Source organism: Pseudonocardia tropica (assembly GCF_040105315.1).
Taxonomy (GTDB): Bacteria; Actinomycetota; Actinomycetes; order Mycobacteriales; family Pseudonocardiaceae; genus Pseudonocardia; species Pseudonocardia alni.
In genome coordinates, this window is sequence record NZ_JBEDNP010000003.1 from 192,167 (window position 1) to 206,492 (window position 14,326).

Consider the following 14,326-nt stretch of genomic DNA (forward strand, 5'->3'; position numbering starts at 1 on the left):
ATAGCAACCGGGCTGCTCAGAATCCTGTGTCACATGCTCACCTGCTATCGTCCGTGTCATGGTCGAGGACCCGGACACGGAGGACTGGCGCACCATCGACGAGCTGGCGCGGTCCAGCGGTGTCACGGTGCGCAACATCCGTGCCTACCAGTCCCGCGGGCTGCTGCCCCCGCCGCAGGTCAGGGCCCGGACGGGCTACTACGGCCCCGGCCACGCGGCGCGCCTGGAGCTGATCCAGGACCTGCAGGACGAGGGCGTCAAGCTCGACACGATCAAGAAGCTGCTCGACACCACCGGCGGCTCCACCGAGCAGGTCGTGCAGTTCATCCGGACCGTCCGCGCGCTGTTCGCGCCCGAGGACCGGCAGATCGTGCACCTCGCCGAGCTCGCCCAGCGCTACGAGACCACCGACACCGGCGTCGCGCGGCGCGGGGTCAAGATGGGCCTGTTGCGCGAGCTGGGAGACGACACCTACGAGGAGATCAGCCCGCGGCTGATGAACGCCGCGGCCGAGCTGACCGGTCTCGGCATCCCGATCACCCGCTCGCTCGACGTCGTGGAGCAGCTGCGCAAGCACGCCGACGCCGTCGCCCGGCTCTACGTCGACCTGTTCCTCGGCGAGATCTGGCAGCCCTTCGACGCCGAGGGGCGTCCCGACGACCAGTGGCCGCGCGTCTACGAGACGATCGAGCGGATGCGCCGCATCTCCGGCGAGGTCATGATCGCCGTGCTGGAGCTGGCCGTGGCCGAGCGGGTCGACGTCACCTTCGGCCGCGACATCGTGCGCAACGTGCGGACCAGTAGCGCGGGAACCGCCACCCCCGGCGACGGCCACTGACTCAGAGGTCCGTCGTCGATTCCGCACGCATCAGCTGAGCCGACGACGTGTAACGCTGTCGTTGCACGAACGCCGAGCCTCGGCCGCGCGCAAGGTGGGGAACGGCTCCCGACAGTGCCCTGTGATCGAGGTGCCCGGGCCGAGTCAGGTCGAAGACCTGACGACGACCGGGCTGTTCGCGCTGCCGGAGCCCGGCTCGCATGATCTCGGCCAGCCGTCGATCTTCGCTGTCGCCGCGCTCCGGTCTCGTCGCTTCGGCCTCGCTCCACTCGAGCTGATCCCAACGACGAACGGTGCTCGGGACGTGGAGGGCGAGTTGCCGGTCCATCGCGATCCGCACGACGATCTCGACATGGTGGAACGCCTCGAAGCAGGCCGCGCCGAGAGCGACATCGCACTGGTACAGCTCCACCGCGACCGAACGCTCGTACTCGGCTGCCCGGAGGTAACCAGCGAATCGGGCGTCCGAGACCAGCCACTCCGCCCGATCGACGACTTCGTCGTTCTCCACCTGGCACTGCTATCGCCAATGCCGAAAACCCCAGGTGCGCCTCTGCCTCCGCATGCGCCCTGGGGCTCCCTCATGTTGTCACGACCCGCTCAGCTCAGCAGGCCCGCGGCCCGCAGCGCGGCGCGGACGTCCTCGTGGTGCCACTCGTCCAGCGGCACCAGCGGCAGCCGGATCCCGCCGGGCATGAGCCCCAGCTCGGCCAGCGCCCACTTCACCGGGATCGGGTTCGGCTCGGAGAACAGCGCCGCGTGCAGGCCCGCGAGGTCGGCGTCGAGCGCGGAGGCGGTCTCGGCGTCACCGGCGACGGCGGCCTTGCACATCCGGGCCATCGTCTCCGGGGCGACGTTCGCGGTGACCGAGATGTCGCCGTGGAACCCGGCGAGCATCGACGCGCGGGCGGTGCCGTCGTCCCCGGAGTACAGCGCGAAGTCGTCCAGGCCCAGCGCGACGAGCTCACGGACCCGGTCCAGGTCGCCCTTGGCCTCCTTGAGGCCGACGATGTTGGGGATCTCCGCCAGCCGGGCCACCGTCGACGGCAGCATGTCGCAGGCCGTGCGGCCCGGGACGTTGTAGAGGTACTGCGGGATGTCGACGGTCTCGGCGATCCGCCTGAAGTGCTGGTAGAGGCCCTCCTGCGGAGGCTTGTTGTAGTACGGCGTCACGAGCAGCGCGCCGTCGGCGCCGGCCGCCCGCGCGGCGCGGGTCAGGTGGATCGCCTCGTCGGTGGAGTTCGCGCCGGTGCCGGCGATGACCGGGACCCGGCCGTTCGCGACCTCGATGGTGCGCCGCATGACCTCGGTGTGCTCGAGCACCGACAGCGTGGACGACTCGCCGGTCGTGCCGACCGAGACGATCGCGGCGGTGCCCGCGTCGACCTGCCGCTCGACGAGCTCGCCGAGGGCGTCGTGGTCGACCTCGCCGCTGTCGTGCATCGGGGTCACGATCGCGACGATGCTTCCGGTGATCATGCCGGGCCTCCCTGGTACCGCTGCTCCTGCCGGTGCGACCGTAGCAAGCGGGACCGACGTCCCGGTGCGGGTTTCCCCTCGGCCGCGGGGCTCAGCCCAGGGCGAGCCGGGCGGGCTGGACCGACCGCGTGATCCGGCGCACCGCCTGCACCGCGATCACCCCCGCCGCGACCGTCGCGACGACGGTGACGGCGATCGGCCGGTCGTTGGCCACGATGCCGAGCAGCGCCCAGCACAGCGCCCCGGCGAAGCCCGCGAACCCGGCGGTGGAGCCGACGACCGACAGCACGACCGCGGTGAGGATCACGAGCAGCAGGATGGCCGCGACCTGCGGGAGCACCCCGTCGGACGGCAGCCCGACCGCGACACCGGCCGCCATCAGGCCCAGCACCAGCGCGGCCGAGGACCAGCCGAGGTAGATCGCCAGCGGCAGCCGCATCGCCAGCCGCTCCGCCCAGCCGTCGGCGACGCTGCGGGACAGCCGTCCGTAGACGACACCGAGCGCGACGACGAGCAGGACCAGCAGCACCTCGGCGGTGACCACCCACCGGTTCGAGAAGGCCGCGATCCACAGCGGGTTGAGCACCGCGGTCGCCGCGACCCACCAGCCGACGCGGCGGTGCACCTCACGGCCGCGCTGGCCGGGCAGCAGGGCGTAGCCGGCGTAGACCAGCACGCCCAGGTAGATCAGGCCCCAGATCGAGAACGCCCAGCCCGCGGCCAGCAGCGGGGTGTCGTAATCGCGCGCGACGGCGCCGACCCCCGACCCCCCGAACGCGGACACGACTACCTGCAGGATCGCCAGGACCGCCACGACGACCCCACGGACCAGGTCCGCGGTCGTCGGGCGCGGGGTGAGCACGGTCATGGCCCACATGGTGGACCGCGGGGGCGGCCTCTGCCATCCGGCCGTCGGGGGTGATGGATCTTCCCGCGGGCCGGGGTCAGCCGAGCGGCAGGTAGAACAGGTGGACGTCGCGGGCGTCCTGCGGGGAGAGCAGCACCCCGTCGGGCAGCCTGCCGTACTCGACGAAGCCGCGTGCGGCGTAGAACGCGGGCAGCGGGGTGCCGCCGCGGGCGCCGAGGGTCAGCATCGCCAGGCCCATCTCCCGGGCGTGCGCGACGGCGGCGTCGAGCAGGACCGTGCCGAGACCACGTCCCTGCAGGTCCGGGCGGACCATGAGGCGCTGCACGTCGGCGCGGTGCGCGGCGATGCCGGTGTTCGGGACCAGGAAGACCGTGCCCAGCGGGGCGGTCTCCTCCCCCAGCACGAGCATCCGGGACGCGCCGGACCGGGCGGCGTCGACGGTCTCGACCGCCAGTGCGCGGACCTCGTCCGGGTCGGCGCCGGGCACGAAGTCCACGGCGCCGCCGGCCTCGGTCACGGCGATCCAGAGGTCGCCGAGCGCGGCGGCGGCGCCGGGGTGGGGGTCGACGACCCGGCGGACGGCCGGGACGCCTGCGGTCACAGGTTCGGGAACCAGAGCTTGATCTCCCGGTCGGCCGACTCCGGGGAGTCCGAGCCGTGCACCAGGTTGGAACCGGTCTCCAGGGCGAGGTCGCCACGGATGCTGCCGGGGGTGGCCTTCTCCACCGGGTCGGTGCCGCCGGCGATCTGCCGCCAGGCGGCGATGGCGCGGGGACCCTCGACGACCGCGGCCAGGACCGGGCCGGAGGTGATGAACGACAGCAGCTCCTCGAAGAAGGGCTTGCCGTCGTGCTCGGCGTAGTGCTGGGCGGCCAGCTCACGGTCCACCGTGCGCAGGTCGAGGGCCACGAGACCGAGGCCCTTGCGCTCGATGCGCGAGACGACCTCACCGACGAGCTTGCGTGCGACGCCGTCGGGCTTGACCAGGACGAGAGTGCGTTCAGTCACGCGCGACAGGGTAGCGACGACCCGGTGGTGGTCCGGCACCCACCGTCAGGACGGCGGCTCCGGCTCGTCGGTGAGCTCCGCCAGCGCGGCGGCGATCCCGGGAAGGTCATGCAGACCGCCCTCGGACACCGAGACCACCAACGTGAACACGGCGTCCTGGTCGACCCGCGGCTGATGCCCGTTCAGTACCAGGAACACCGCCGTCGTCGCCCAGGCCAGCCGCTCGTTGCCGTCCACCAGGGCGTGGTTGCCGCAGATGCTCTGGAGCAGCGCGGCCGCCTTGAGGTGGACGGTCGGATAGGCGTCTCGGCCGAACAGCACGGTCGCCGGCCGGGCCAGCGCGGACTCGAGCAGACCGAAGTCGCGGACCACCGGCTCCTGGCCGAGTGCGTCCGGGGCGAACCGCAGGACGTCGGCCAGGGAGAGGTACCGGGTCACGCCTGGCCGAGCCGGTCGAGGGCCTCCCGGAAGTTCGTGGTGACCCATGCGGCTGCGCGGTCGACGTCGGCGTCGTGGTCGTGGCGGGCGACGTACTCCCGGACCGCGGACCGCGCCACCTCCTGCATGGAGCGTCCCTCCGCCTCCGCCCGGGCGCGGAGGGCGTCGGACTCGTCATCGGTCAGGCGGAGGGTCATGGCCACGACCGAAGACGATACCGGAAGTGATACCGCCGGGCTCAGTCCTGCTGCTGCGACGGCAGCGTCCCCGCCGCCATCCGCCGGGCCACCTCGCGCCGCATCCAGACCAGGACCGCCCACACGAGGATGAACACCACCGCGACCACGACCAGCGACGACAGGAACACCAGCGCCGCGACGAGCAGCGCCACCTGCAGCACCAGCGCCGCGGTGAGCCCCCACGGCCGCCGCTGCACCCCGGACGCCAGGATCATGGCGACGGCGATGCCCGCCACCACCCCGAAGCCGAGCGCGGTCGACCCGGTGCCGAAGCGTGGGAGCACCAGCAGCGCCAGGAGGACGACGATCGCCTCCAGGATCAGCGTCGCGGCGAACACCCCGCGGGCGCCCTTCATGGGGTCGGTGGGCGGCGGCCGCACACCCTCGGGCACACCCGGCACGTCGCTCACTCCGGTTCCTTCCCGAACAGCGCCCGCGCCTCGCCGACGGTGACGACCGACCCGGTGACGACGACGCCGACCCCGGACCCGCCCGCCTCCTCGGCGATCTCGCGGGCCTGCTCGACGGCCTCGGCCAGCGACGGCTCGACGCTGACCCGCTCGGAGCCGAACACCTCGGCCGCGAGCGCACCGAGCGCGTCGGGGTCCATGGCGCGCGGCGAGGAGTTGGTGGTGACGACGACCTCGTGCAGCGCCGGCTGCAGCGCCTCCAGGATGCCGCGGGCGTCCTTGCCCTCCAGCACCCCGATCACGCCGACCAGCCGGGTGAAGCGGAACTCGGTGCCGAGCGCGGCGGCCAGCGCCGTCGCCCCGGCCGGGTTGTGCGCGGCGTCGAGCAGCACGGTCGGCCGGTCCGGCCCGCCCTCGACGGGCTCGAGCCGCCCGGGTGAGCGGACCGAGGCGAACGCGGCGCGGACCGCGTCGGGGTCGAGGGCCTGCGCGGTGCCGGCGCCGACGAGCGCCTCGGCCGCGGCCAGCGCGACCGCCGCGTTCGACGCCTGGTGCTCGCCGTGCAGCGGCAGGAAGATCTCGTCGTAGCGGCCGGACAGGCCCTGCAGCTCCAGGCGCTGCCCGCCGACGGCGATCTCGCGGGAGACGACGCCGAACTCGGCGCCCTCCCGCGCGACCTGCGCGTCGACCTCGGCGCAACGGGCCAGCAGGATCTCGGCGACCTTCCGGTCCTGCGCGGCGAGGACGGCGACGGAGCCCTCCTTGATGATCCCGGCCTTCTCGCAAGCGATGTCGGTGATGTCGTCGCCGAGGTACTCGGCGTGGTCGAGCCCCACCGGCAGGACGACGGCGACGTGCGCGTCGGCGACGTTGGTGGCGTCCCAGCGCCCGCCGAGCCCGACCTCGATCACCGCGGCCTCGACCGGGGCGTCGGAGAACGCGGCGAAGGCCATCCCGGTGAGCACCTCGAACTTGCTCAGCGCCGGCGCCTCGCCCCGCTTCGCGTCGACGAGCTCGACCAGCGGCTCCACCTCGCGGTAGGCCGCGACGTAGCGCTCGGGCGTGATCGGCCGGTTGTCGAGGTTGATCCGCTCGGTGGCGCGCTGCAGGTGCGGGCTGGTGTAGCGCCCGGTCCGCAGCCCGATCTCGGTGAGCAGCGCGTCGACCATCCGGGAGGTCGAGGTCTTGCCGTTGGTGCCGGTCAGGTGCACGACCGGGTAGCCGCGCTGCGGGTCGCCGAGGGCGTCGCACAGGGCCTGCATCCGCTCCAGCGACGGCTCCATCACCGACTCGGGCCAGCGCCGGTCCAGCGCCGCGTCGACGGCGAGGAACTCGGCGTAGCCGGTCACCGTGGACTGGGCCGGGACGACGTCGGGGTCTCCCCCGCCGCGGATCTCGTCCAGGACGGCCGCGATCAGGGCCTCCTGGGTGTCCTCCGGTGCCGCGGCGGGCGCCTCGGGGGCGTCGGAGCGGTCCTCGCCACCGGGCTCGTCGTCCTGCTCCTGCTCGGCGTCGCCGCCGGACGGCCCACCGTCGGGCGAGTCGCCGAACCCGCCCTCGGCCCACCGGTCGCCGCCGTAGGTCGGCGAGTCGGCCTCGGTGAAGTCGTCGAACTCGTCGTACTCCTTCGCCACGGCGGGATCAGGCCTCCGGGAGCGCGGCGAGCCGCGCGGTGATGCGGTCGATGTCGGCGACGGCGGTCGCGTGCCGGGCACGGATCCCGTCGACGACCTCGGCCGGCGCCTTCTCGGTGAACTTCGGGTTGGTCAGCTTCCGGTCCGCCTGGTCGCGCTCCTTCTCGGCGACGGCGAGGTCCTTGCCGAGCCGGGCCCGCTCGGCGGCGACGTCGATCGCCCCCGAGGTGTCCAGCTCGACGGTGACCGGACCGCCGGAGGTGGCGACCTCGAAGCTCGCGGTGGCGGCGAAGTCGTCACCGGCCGGGTCGAGGCGGTTGAGGAAGCGCAGCGCGCGCTCGTGCGCGGCCAGCCCGGCGTCGCCGAGGCCGGTCAGGCGGGCGGCGACGGCCTTGCGGTCGGGCAGCCCCTGCTCGGTGCGGAACCGGCGGACCTCGGTGATGACCTTCTGCGCGTCGGTGACCCGGGCCGTGGCGGCCGCGTCGACCGGCGCGCCGGTGCCCTCGGCCGTCGGCCAGGCCGCGGTCACGACGGTCTCGCCGCCGGTCAGCGCGGTCCACAGCGCCTCGGTGACGAACGGCGCGATCGGGTGCAGCATCCGCAGCAGCGCGTCGAGGACGTGCCCGAGGACCGCCCGGGTGCCCGGCTCGGTCGCCGGGTCGTCGAGCTGGGTCTTGCACAGTTCGACGTACCAGTCGGCCAGTTCGTCCCACGCGAAGTGGTAGAGCCCCTCGGTCGCCTTCGCGAACTGGTAGCCGTCGAGCAGCTCGTCGGTCTGCGCGCGGACCTCGGCGAGCCGGCCCAGGATCCAGCGGTCGGCGTCGGTGCGGTCGGCGTCCGCGGGCAGCGGCAGGCTCGCGTCGGCGCCCTTGGCCAGGGCGAACCGGGTGATGTTCCAGAGCTTCGTGGTGAAGTTCCGGGATCCGGCGACCCACTCCTCCGACAGCGACATGTCGGTGCCGGGGTTGGAGCCGCGGGCGATGGTGAACCGCAGCGCGTCCGCTCCGTAGGAGTCGATCAGCGCCAGCGGGTCGATGACGTTGCCCTTGGACTTCGACATCTTCTTGCCGTGCTCGTCGCGGATGAGCCCGTGCAGGTAGACGTCGCGGAACGGGGCCTTCCCCATCACGTAGGTCCCGAACATCATCATCCGGACGACCCAGAAGAACAGGATGTCGTAGCCGGTGACCAGGACCGAGTTCGGGTAGTAGCGCTCCAGGTCCGGGGTCTCGTCCGGCCAGCCGAGCGTGGAGAACGGCCACAGCCCGGAGGAGAACCAGGTGTCCAGGACGTCGGGGTCCTGACGCCAGCCCTCGCCCGACGGCGGCTGCTCGTCCGGCCCGACGCAGACGACCTCGCCGTCCGGGCCGTACCAGACCGGGATGCGGTGCCCCCACCACAGCTGACGGCTGATCGTCCAGTCGTGCATGTTGTCGACCCAGTCGAAGTACCGCTTGGCCTGCTCCTTCGGGTGCAGGACGGTCTCGCCGGAGCGGACGGCGTCGCCCGCGGACCGGGCCAGCGGCTCGACGCGCACGAACCACTGGAGGCTCAGCCGCGGCTCGATCGGCACCCCGGTGCGCGAGTCGTGCCCGACCGAGTGCAGGTAGGGGCGCTTCTCGGCGACGATCCGGCCCTGGGCGCGCAGCTCCTCGCGGATGGCCTCGCGCGCGGTGAACCGGTCCATGCCGTCGAAGCGGGTGCCGGTCCCGGCGATGGTGCCGGCCTCGTCCATGATCGTCGGCATCGGCAGGTCGTGCCGGCGGCCGACCTCGAAGTCGTTCGGGTCGTGCGCCGGGGTGATCTTGACGGCGCCGGAGCCGAACTCGGGGTCGACGTAGTCGTCGGCGACGACCGGGATCATCCGCCCGGTGATCGGCATCTCGATCTCGGTGCCGACCAGTGCGGCGTAGCGCTCGTCGTCGGGGTGGACGGCGACCGCGGTGTCGCCCAGCATCGTCTCGACGCGGGTGGTCGCGACGACGACGGAGCGGGCGGGGTCGGTGAGGGAGCCGTAGCGCATCGAGACGAGCTCGCCCTCGGTCTCGATGTGGTCGACCTCGATGTCCGAGATCGCCGAGCGCAGCGCCGGGGACCAGTTGACCAGGCGCTCGGCCCGGTAGATCAGCCCGTCGTCGAACATCTTCTTGAAGACGGTGGCGACGGCGCGCGACAGCCCCTCGTCGAGGGTGAAGCGCTCGCGGGACCAGTCGACGCCGTCCCCGAGGCGCTCCATCTGCCCCAGGATCGAGCCGCCGGACTCGGCCTTCCACTCCCAGACCTTCTCGACGAACGCCGCGCGGCCGATCGTGTGCCGGTCGGGCTCGCCCGCGGCGGCCATCCGCCGCTCGACGACCGACTGGGTCGCGATCCCGGCGTGGTCCATGCCGGGCAGCCACAGCGCGTCGCGCCCCTGCATCCGGGCGCGCCGGGTGAGGACGTCGATCAGCGTGTGGTCCATCGCGTGGCCCAGGTGCAGGCTGCCGGTGACGTTCGGCGGCGGGATGACGATGCAGAACGGGTCGGCGTCCGACGACGGGTCGGCCCGGAAGTACCCGGCGTCGACCCAGCGGCGGTACATGTCGCCCTCTACCTCGCCCGGGGTCCACTTGGCGGGCAGGTCGGCGGTACGCGCTGGCAGGGTCTCGGTCACATGTCAAGTCTACGAGTCGACACCGACGGCATTTCCGGCCCCCGCACCCTCGCGCCCGCGACCGGGACACGGGTCGCCGCCCGCCGGACGGGCACCCCCTGCACGGTCCACCGCCCGAGATCGCCGGGGGTGGAGCCGCGGGTGCGGCCGACCCGCCCCGGCGCTCCACTCCCGGCGATCACCGGGCGGGCAGCAGCACCGCCCACGGTCGCGGCCACCCCAGCAGCCGGGTCACGGCGGCCGGGGCCCCCTGCCCGAACAGCTCCGGGTCGAGGGCCCGCACCCGGCCGGAGCCGGGCTCGTAGACGCGCCACCGGCCGTCGCCGGACGGGGGCAGGACCAGCACCCAGTGCCGCGGCAGCCACCCGGACCCGACCAGCAGCGGGACCGGGACCCCGGCGGCACGCACCCCGGCCAGCGCACCCGCGGTCGCCGGGCGGACGCGGTAGCGCCCCGCGGCGGGCGCGTGCCGGTGCAGCCAGGCCCGCATGCCCCACGGCGTGGTGCCGAGGGCGCGTGGCCAGAGCCGGTTGGCCTGCCGGTGCGCGGTGCGCTGGGCGTCGGCGAACCGGTCGGCCACGGCGCCGGGCCACCCGGATCCGGTCAGCACCGCGGTCACGACCAGTACCGACGGTCCGCAGGTGACGCCGTCGACCTGACGGCCGAGCAGGGTGCCGGGTGGGAGGTCGTCCATGACGACACCCTCCCCCGCGGCGGGCCCCGCCGTCACCGCGGCGCGCTCCGGCGCCGGTCGCGGCGCCCTAGGCTCGGCCCCATGACCGCTCTGAGCCCCGAGGTCGTCGCGTTCCTGAACCACGGCACCCGCACCGGCATGCTCGGCTGGACCGCGCAGGACGGGCGCCCGCTCGTCGCGCCGGTCTGGTTCCTCGTCGAGGACGACGCGATCGTGTTCAACACCGGCGCCGCGACCGCGAAGGGCCGGGCGATCATCCGCGACCCGCGCGTCGTGCTCACCGCCGACCTGCCCGAGCCCCCGTACGGGTTCGTGCAGGTCCAGGGCGTCGCCGAGACCGGCGAGGACCCCGACGAGCTGCTGCGCACCGCGACCGCGCTCGGTGGCCGCTACATGGGGGCCGACCGCGCCGAGGAGTTCGGCAGGCGCAACGCGGTCCCCGGCGAGCTGATCGTCCGGATCCGCCCCACCAAGGTCATCGCCCAGCTCGACGCGACCGCCTGACCCCCGGATCCCGGCCGCGGGGGCGATGAGTTCCGGCGACGACGGCGGTCGACCCCCGCAGAGAGGACGGTGGACCATGACGCAGCTCGACCTCCGGCACGGCACGCAACGGGTCTTCGCGCACCTGCTGGTGAGCACCCTGGTGGTGTCGGTCGTGAACTTCACGGTGTGGTTCGCCGTGACGTTCTGGGTGTTCCTGGAGACGGGGTCGGTCGCGGCGACCGGCATCATCGCCGGGATCTTCCTGGTGGCGACGGCGCTGACCGGCATCCCGTTCGGCGGGGTCGTGGACCGGTTCGGCAAGCGCGCGGTCATGCAGGTCTCGGCGGCGGTGTCGGCCGTGGTCTACGCGCTGTGCCTGGCCCTTCTCCTGCTCGCCCCCGACGGGGCGTTCCGCGACCCGACGAGCCCGCTGCTGTGGACGCTGGTCGTCGCGTTGATGCTGGGTGTGATCGCCGGGAACCTGCGCACGATCGCGCTGCCGACGCTGGTCACCCTGCTCGTCCCGGCCGCGGTCCGGGACCGTGCCAACGGGCTGGTCGGCACCGCGACCGGGGTGAGCTTCCTGGTCACCTCGGTCGCGTCCGGGCTGCTCGTCGCGGTGGACGGGATGCGGTCGGTGCTCGTCGCCGCCCTCGTCGTGCTGGTCGTGTCGCTGGTGCACCTGTCCCGGGTCCGGATCCCGGCCGTGCCCGCACCGGCCGGCCCGGCCGTCCCCGTGACCGTCGACGAGCGGGGCGGCCTCGACCTGCGCGGCACCGTCCGGCTCGTCGCGGGGGTGCCGGGGCTGCCCGCGCTGATCGTGTTCTCCTGTGTGAACAACCTGCTCGGCGGGGCGTTCATGGCGCTGATGGACCCCTACGGCCTGTCGATGATGTCGGTCGCGGCCTGGGGCCTGCTGTGGGGCGTGCTGTCGGCGGGGGTGATCGTCGGCGGGCTGCTGGTCGCCCGGGTCGGGCTGGGCAGCCGCCCGGTCCGGACGTTGCTGCTGGTCAACGCCGTGCTCTGGGCGTCGACGATGCTGTTCCCGCTGCAGGCCTCGATCCTGCTGCTCACGCTCGGCATGGCGGTGTTCATGCTGCTGATGCCGTTCGCCGAGGCCGCCGAGCAGACCGTGCTGCAACGGGTCGTGCCCTACGAGCGGCAGGGCCGGGTCTTCGGGTTCGCGCAGAGCGTGGAGCAGGCCGCGTCGCCGCTGACCGCGTTCCTGCTGGCCCCGTTCACCGAGCTGGTGGTGGTGCCGTACATGAGCGGCGACGGCGCCGGTGCGGCCGCGATCGGCTCCTGGTTCGGCACCGGCACCGCCCGGGCGATCGCGCTGGTGTTCGTGGTCTGCGGCGCGCTGGGCGTGGTGCTGACCCTCGCCGCCCTGGTGAGCCGCCCCTACCGTCGTCTGTCCGCCGCCTACGCGACCGCGCCCGCCGCGTCCGACGTGCCCTCCGCGCCACTCGCATCCTCCGCGCCCGCCGCGCCACTCGCACCCGCCGGTCCCACTGCGCCCGCCGCGCCACTCGCACCCGCCGGTCCCACTGCGCCACTCACACCCGCCGCGGCCATCGCATCTCTCGCACCGTCCGTGCCTGCAGCGCCTTCCGCGCCTGCTGCGGCCGACACGACCGACGCGACCGACGTGTCCGCCGCAGCCACGGGCAGTGGCACGGACCGGGGGCACGGATAGGGCACGTACACGGACACGGACACGGCCCCGGACGCCGCGCGAACCACCCCCGCCGCGGCCCCACGGCTCCGGCCGCGGCCCCACCACCTCGTCCGCACTGCTCATCGACCACCGCCGCCGCACGGGACCGGCCACCACCGTCCGGCTCCCCGGCGGAGCCGGACGCCGCGCCCCGACGCTGACCCCGGTGTGCACCCGCCGCCCCCTGCGGGATCCACACCCCGTGGCGGGCACCCACACCCGTCGCAGCAGGTGTGGACGCCGGTCAAGGGGTGTGGACGCGTGCCGTCGCACGGCTGTCGCCGCGCCGGGGGCGGCAGGTGCGGCGTCAGGTCCGGCGCAGGGTGGTGGTCCAGAGGGAGGCGCCGGCCTGGTCGCGCAGGTGGACCTCCAGGGTCGTCCCGTCGGGGGCGACGTCGAGCTCCCCGAAGTGCTGGAACCCCTCCAGCGGGCTCGCGCCCTGCCGGGACGGTCCGCGCACGAACTCCGCCCGCGGACCGAAGGTCGGGTCGAGCTCGTTCGGACCGAAGGCACCGGCGTGCAGCGGGCCGGACACGAACTCCCAGAACGGGTCGAAGTCGGTGAACGCGGCGCGCTCGGGGGCGTAGTGGTGGGCGGCGGTGTAGTGCACGTCCGCGGTCACCCACACCACGTTGCGGACCTTCCGCCGGCGGATCCCGGCGAGCACCCCGGCGATCTCGGACTCGCGCCCGCTCGGCGGTCCGGGCACCCCGTTGGCGACAGCCTCCCAGGCGGTGTCGCCGTCGGGTACCAGCACTCCGATCGGCATGTCCGAGGCGACGATCTTCCAGGTCGCCCGGGACGACGCGAGCGCGTCGACGAGCCAGCGGGCCTGGGCCTCCCCCAGGATCCGCTCGCCGCGGCCGGTGTTGGCGGAGTTCGCGCCGCGGTAGGTGCGCATGTCGAGCACGAACACCTCGACGTGCGGGCCGAACGGCACCCGCCGGTACACCCGTCCGTCGACGGCGGTGCGCGGGTCGACCGGCTGCCACTCGTGGAACGCGCGGAACCCGCGGGCCGCGAGCACGTCCACCCGCTTCTCGGTGTAGCGCTCCCCCACCTCACCGGTGAGGATCTCCCCCGGGTACCAGTTGTTGGTGACCTCGTGGTCGTCCCACTGCACGATCTGGCCGACCGAGGCGGCGAACCGGCGCAGGTTGTCGTCGCGCAGGTTGTAGGCGAACTGGCCGCGGAACTCGGTCAGGGTCTCGGCGACCTTCGCCTTCTCGGGAGTCATCTCGTTGCGCCACACCCGGCCGTCGGGGAGCGTGACGGTCTCGGTGAGCGGGCCGTCGGCGTAGACGGTGTCGCCGGAGTGCAGGAACAGGGCGGGGTCGCGGTCGGCCATCGCGGAGAAGATCCGCATGCCGCCGGTGGCGCGGTCGATGCCCCAGCCCTGCCCGACGACGTCGCCGGACCAGTGGATCCGCACCGGCTCGCCGCGCCCGGGGACCGCCCGGAAGGAGCCGGTCAGCGGCGCGCTCGCGGGACCGCCGTCGAGCGGCTCGGCGACGACGCGGTAGTGCACCCGCCCCCGCGTCGCCGGGACCCGCAGCTTCCCGGTCAGGTCGGTGTCCGGGGTCAGCACCGGGCCGGGTATGCGCAGCGCCCGCCGGAAGTCCGGCGAGCCCGCGACCTCGACGACCATCCGCGACGGCCGGTCGGCGCGCGTCCAGACGAGCCCGGAGCCGGGCCGGACGTCACCCGCGGCGACGCCGTGGGTCAGGACGGGCCGGCCGGAGCGCACCAGGGCGGGCGCGGCCGCACCCGTCCCCGGCAGGGCGAGGGCCGCGGCACCGGCGAGACCGCCGGCGGCCGCGGTGCGGAACAGGGAGCGTCGGGAGAGAGCCACGCCCGCCGTT

At 73.8% G+C, this 14,326-nt stretch carries 15 protein-coding genes; 3 read left to right on the forward strand and 12 right to left on the reverse strand.

Annotated features, from left to right (window positions below; all coding sequences use genetic code 11):
* Nucleotides 1-58: 58 nt before the first annotated feature.
* Nucleotides 59-838, forward strand: a complete 780-nt coding sequence (locus tag WHI96_RS06485) for a MerR family transcriptional regulator (RefSeq protein ID WP_345642511.1) — start codon at nt 59-61, stop codon at nt 836-838.
* A 1-nt stretch (nt 839) separates the two neighbouring features.
* Here the strand turns inward: WHI96_RS06485 and WHI96_RS06490 are convergent, their stop codons facing one another.
* The 11 genes from WHI96_RS06490 to WHI96_RS06540 all read right to left on the reverse strand — a co-directional run bounded on the left by WHI96_RS06490 (nt 840) and on the right by WHI96_RS06540 (nt 10,261).
* Nucleotides 840-1,349 (reverse strand): hypothetical protein, encoded by a 510-nt coding sequence (locus WHI96_RS06490; RefSeq protein WP_345642515.1) that lies wholly within the window; start codon nt 1,347-1,349, stop codon nt 840-842.
* 89 nt (nt 1,350-1,438) lie between these two features.
* Nucleotides 1,439-2,317 (reverse strand): 4-hydroxy-tetrahydrodipicolinate synthase, encoded by an 879-nt coding sequence (dapA, locus tag WHI96_RS06495; RefSeq protein ID WP_345642518.1) that lies wholly within the window; start codon nt 2,315-2,317, stop codon nt 1,439-1,441.
* 91 nt (nt 2,318-2,408) lie between these two features.
* The gene (locus WHI96_RS06500) at nt 2,409-3,185 is read right to left on the reverse strand and encodes a TspO-related membrane protein (protein WP_345642521.1); all 777 of its coding nucleotides are present in this window, start codon (nt 3,183-3,185) and stop codon (nt 2,409-2,411) included.
* A 76-nt stretch (nt 3,186-3,261) separates the two neighbouring features.
* A complete protein-coding gene (locus WHI96_RS06505) occupies nt 3,262-3,786 on the reverse strand; it encodes a GNAT family N-acetyltransferase (RefSeq protein ID WP_345642525.1) in 525 nt (174 codons plus the stop codon).
* Nucleotides 3,783-4,193 (reverse strand): nucleoside-diphosphate kinase, encoded by a 411-nt coding sequence (ndk, locus tag WHI96_RS06510; RefSeq protein ID WP_062404405.1) that lies wholly within the window; start codon nt 4,191-4,193, stop codon nt 3,783-3,785. Before ndk ends, WHI96_RS06505 begins: the two co-directional genes overlap by 4 nt.
* A 45-nt stretch (nt 4,194-4,238) precedes the next feature.
* Nucleotides 4,239-4,631, reverse strand: a complete 393-nt coding sequence (locus tag WHI96_RS06515) for a type II toxin-antitoxin system death-on-curing family toxin (RefSeq protein ID WP_345642530.1) — start codon at nt 4,629-4,631, stop codon at nt 4,239-4,241.
* Nucleotides 4,628-4,828, reverse strand: a complete 201-nt coding sequence (locus WHI96_RS06520; RefSeq protein ID WP_345642960.1) for a ribbon-helix-helix protein, CopG family — start codon at nt 4,826-4,828, stop codon at nt 4,628-4,630. The genes WHI96_RS06515 and WHI96_RS06520 overlap by 4 nt, the downstream gene beginning before the upstream one ends.
* A 41-nt stretch (nt 4,829-4,869) precedes the next feature.
* Nucleotides 4,870-5,280: a DUF4233 domain-containing protein gene (locus tag WHI96_RS06525; RefSeq protein ID WP_308292812.1), complete on the reverse strand. Its 411-nt coding sequence runs from the start codon at nt 5,278-5,280 to the stop codon at nt 4,870-4,872.
* The gene (locus WHI96_RS06530) at nt 5,277-6,914 is read right to left on the reverse strand and encodes a bifunctional folylpolyglutamate synthase/dihydrofolate synthase (protein WP_425571546.1); all 1,638 of its coding nucleotides are present in this window, start codon (nt 6,912-6,914) and stop codon (nt 5,277-5,279) included. The genes WHI96_RS06525 and WHI96_RS06530 overlap by 4 nt, the downstream gene beginning before the upstream one ends.
* A gap of 7 nt (nt 6,915-6,921) precedes the next feature.
* On the reverse strand, nt 6,922-9,567 hold the full coding sequence (locus WHI96_RS06535) for a valine--tRNA ligase (protein ID WP_345642533.1): 2,646 nt from the start codon (nt 9,565-9,567) through the stop codon (nt 6,922-6,924).
* Between the two features lie 178 nt (nt 9,568-9,745).
* Nucleotides 9,746-10,261 carry a hypothetical protein gene (locus WHI96_RS06540; RefSeq protein ID WP_345642535.1) on the reverse strand — a complete coding sequence of 172 codons (516 nt, stop codon included), beginning with the start codon at nt 10,259-10,261 and terminating at the stop codon, nt 9,746-9,748.
* A gap of 81 nt (nt 10,262-10,342) precedes the next feature.
* On the opposite strand from WHI96_RS06540, the gene WHI96_RS06545 reads away from it, so the two are divergent.
* Nucleotides 10,343-10,765, forward strand: coding sequence for a PPOX class F420-dependent oxidoreductase (locus WHI96_RS06545; protein ID WP_345642537.1), 423 nt, complete (start codon nt 10,343-10,345; stop codon nt 10,763-10,765).
* 76 nt (nt 10,766-10,841) lie between these two features.
* Nucleotides 10,842-12,443, forward strand: a complete 1,602-nt coding sequence (locus tag WHI96_RS06550; protein ID WP_345642539.1) for an MFS transporter — start codon at nt 10,842-10,844, stop codon at nt 12,441-12,443.
* Nucleotides 12,444-12,771: 328 nt separating this feature from the next.
* Here WHI96_RS06550 and WHI96_RS06555 read toward each other — a convergent pair whose 3' ends face one another.
* Nucleotides 12,772-14,316: an alkaline phosphatase D family protein gene (locus WHI96_RS06555; RefSeq protein ID WP_345642541.1), complete on the reverse strand. Its 1,545-nt coding sequence runs from the start codon at nt 14,314-14,316 to the stop codon at nt 12,772-12,774.
* Nucleotides 14,317-14,326 lie beyond the last annotated feature (10 nt).

What these genes read in the sequence shown, in the direction of transcription:
- WHI96_RS06520 (WP_345642960.1), bottom strand. Translation starts at nt 4,828, where the DNA reads ATGACCCTCCGCCTGACCGATGACGAGTCCGACGCCCTCCGCGCCCGG.
- WHI96_RS06500 (WP_345642521.1), bottom strand. Translation starts at nt 3,185, where the DNA reads ATGACCGTGCTCACCCCGCGCCCGACGACCGCGGACCTGGTCCGTGGG.
- WHI96_RS06540 (WP_345642535.1), bottom strand. Translation starts at nt 10,261, where the DNA reads ATGGACGACCTCCCACCCGGCACCCTGCTCGGCCGTCAGGTCGACGGC.
- WHI96_RS06550 (WP_345642539.1), top strand. Translation starts at nt 10,842, where the DNA reads ATGACGCAGCTCGACCTCCGGCACGGCACGCAACGGGTCTTCGCGCAC.
- dapA (WP_345642518.1), bottom strand. Translation starts at nt 2,317, where the DNA reads ATGATCACCGGAAGCATCGTCGCGATCGTGACCCCGATGCACGACAGC.
- WHI96_RS06545 (WP_345642537.1), top strand. Translation starts at nt 10,343, where the DNA reads ATGACCGCTCTGAGCCCCGAGGTCGTCGCGTTCCTGAACCACGGCACC.
- WHI96_RS06485 (WP_345642511.1), top strand. Translation starts at nt 59, where the DNA reads ATGGTCGAGGACCCGGACACGGAGGACTGGCGCACCATCGACGAGCTG.